Here is a 2,552-nt window from a genome sequence, read left to right as displayed (position 1 = left end):
TCGGTGGAGCTGCATGACAAAGTCATCGGGCATTATCTGAACATAAAACACTATCAATAAGTTGGAGTCATTACCCAATCCCCGATAAAAAGGAGTTGGTGATGACTGTGACTAATCAATTTGCTGCGCACGTTGGTCTGGACTGGGCTGATAAAAAACACGATGTCTGTGTTCAGTTTAAAAACGGTGAACGCGTATTCGATGTGATTGAACATACAGCAGAAGCGCTTGATGCCTGGCTTACTGAGTTACACCAGAAAGTAAAAGGTAGAATCGCAATAGCTCTCGAACTGAAGAAGGGCCCCGTGGTATATGCTCTTCAAAAATACCCCTTTATCACCGTTTTCCCCGTCCACGCATTGTCCCTGGCTCGTTATCGGCAAGCCTTCTCGCCCAGCGGCGCTAAAGATGATCCGCAGGATGCCGAGCTGGCATTAGAGTTAATGCTGCGTTACCCCCAGAAGATAAAAGCTATTGAACCCGACAATGCGGATATTCGCTTACTTCAGCAACTGGTTGAGCAACGTCGTCAGTTGGTTGAAGATAAACGACGCTTTGTGAACCGGATAATCAACACGCTTAAACAGTATTATCCTCAGCCACTGGAGTGGTTCTCACATCGGGGTAGCTTACTGTTGTGTGAGCTGATTATCCGGTGGCCCAGTCTGCAACAACTGAAACGAGCCAGACGCGACACGATCCGCAACTTTCTGAATGCCAAAGGTGGTCGCGCTATGGCCCTTACCGAGCAACGTGTTGCGAGTATTGATAATGCGATCCCATTGACTACAGACCCGAGTGTTATAGAGGCTAATGCTTTGATGGCAGCAGCACTGGCGACACAAATTAAAGTCGTGAGTGAAATCATCAAAACCTATGACGAACGAATCGAAACGCTGTTTGACACATTGCCAGATGCGGGGCTGTTCAAATCACTTCCGGGCATGGGACCGTGCATGGGCCCACGGATGCTTGCTGCACTTGGTGATAACCGTGACCGGTTTAACAGCGCTGAAGAAATTCAAAACTACGCAGGTATAGCACCGGTGACCGAACGAAGCGGCCAAAAATCCTGGGTTCACTGGCGATGGCAATGTGCCAAGTTCGTCAGGCAGACCTTTGTTGAATGGGCTGCCAAGACGGTTAATTCATCATACTGGGCCAAACTGTATTATCAGGGCCTCAGAGAAAAGGGCAAATCTCATCAGTCTGCGATCCGGGCACTGGCGTTCAAATGGATAAGGATCATTTACCGCTGCTGGAAGGCCAGAACCTGTTATGACGAAGCGAAATATTTGCTGGCTCTCGAAGCGAGACACTCGCCCTTACTGAAGCCATAAAAAGCTTGTCGAATGTCTCAGGGCGTGAAGCGGACATTGCAGACTGCCCAGTAGAAAAAGTGCTATCAGAATTATCTAAAGGAAGATCGTATTTACCATGTCTCATTCTAACTGTTTAATAAATTACAAAAATTAAAATTTCCATTTAATATCATCGCGTTAAGCAAGAGAATTAAACCTCTCATTTAATTTATGATTCTTATTTAATTCATGAGTTGGTGTAAAAATAGGTTGCCGCACTATAGAAAGACACATATTTAAACCCAGCAGGAAATCATATTTGAAAGTAATGTGTTTAAGGGGCTGCGTAACAAGAACAGCAAGTAAACACATAGTAATAACAGTTACCATTCCCATTTCGCAAGTGGCCATATCAGAGGTGAACTAATGCCTGCTGCAATTTTAAGAATTAAGGTTATCCTAATAATTCTTTTGTATGATTAAGATCATCGATAAATTTACTAAGGACTCATTAATGAAATTGCGACTCTGGAATCTATTACCCCATGATTACGCTCCTTTTTTTCGTATTCTTCACATCATTGTGGCATTTCTAATATTATCACAAATTATTAACTCTAATCTGACAGAGACCGAAGCAATTGGTGAACATAGTCTTGAAGGAGTTATAACCTGGATGCACATTATTTCAGGGTTAGGACTGATTATTTGTGGTTTTATTATGTTAAGTTGGATGCTTACTCAAAGAGGTTTTACTTATTATTTTTCATGGGTAGGGCTTGACTTTAGTGGTATTAAGCAAGATATAAAAACGTTGACTAGTTTCCGACTGCCCGATGCACATTCGGGAGGTATTGCCAGTACAATCCAAGGATTTGGAGTTCTAGCATTGCTAATTGTAGCACTTTCAGGTGGCCTATGGTTCTTGTTGAATACCATGCAGTCAAATCTGGCTGAAACAGTAATCCACTGGCATAAGTTCTTTACTACTTTCATTGAGGTCTATTTTTATGCACATGGTGCAATGGGAGTTTTGCATATTTTAATTGAAAAATATAAAAGCCGCTCAGTTAACCTAAGTGACTAATCTGTTGTGAGATAATATTACTTCAAGTTGAAGAAAACCCTAAAAATAAAATTTAGTTTACTAGAAGATGAAACAGCACTTGCAGAGACTTTTTAATTAAATTTAATAAAAACGAAAAAATATTCATGGCGAAATGATTGTTTAATTATCTATCATGGATAGAA

The 2,552-nt window shown here is 41.6% G+C and carries 3 protein-coding genes; all 3 read left to right on the top strand.

Features of this window, described 5'->3' with window-relative positions; all coding sequences use genetic code 11:
* Window positions 1-60, top strand: a 60-nt coding sequence (locus QMN38_RS27135; protein ID WP_071528444.1) for an IS1 family transposase, incomplete at its 5' end; no start/stop codon positions are given.
* A gap of 41 nt (window positions 61-101) precedes the next feature.
* Window positions 102-1,340, top strand: coding sequence for an IS110-like element ISEsa2 family transposase (locus QMN38_RS26435; RefSeq protein WP_000219087.1), 1,239 nt, complete (start codon window positions 102-104; stop codon window positions 1,338-1,340).
* A gap of 475 nt (window positions 1,341-1,815) precedes the next feature.
* A complete protein-coding gene (locus QMN38_RS26430; protein ID WP_001515348.1) occupies window positions 1,816-2,388 on the top strand; it encodes a cytochrome b/b6 domain-containing protein in 573 nt (190 codons plus the stop codon).
* The last annotated feature ends 164 nt before the right edge of the window (window positions 2,389-2,552 follow it).

The sequence above is a fragment of the Citrobacter sp. R-1.5.2 genome (assembly GCF_035064245.1).
Lineage (GTDB): Bacteria > Pseudomonadota > Gammaproteobacteria > Enterobacterales > Enterobacteriaceae > Citrobacter.
This window is presented reverse-complemented; position numbering and strand designations above follow the sequence as displayed.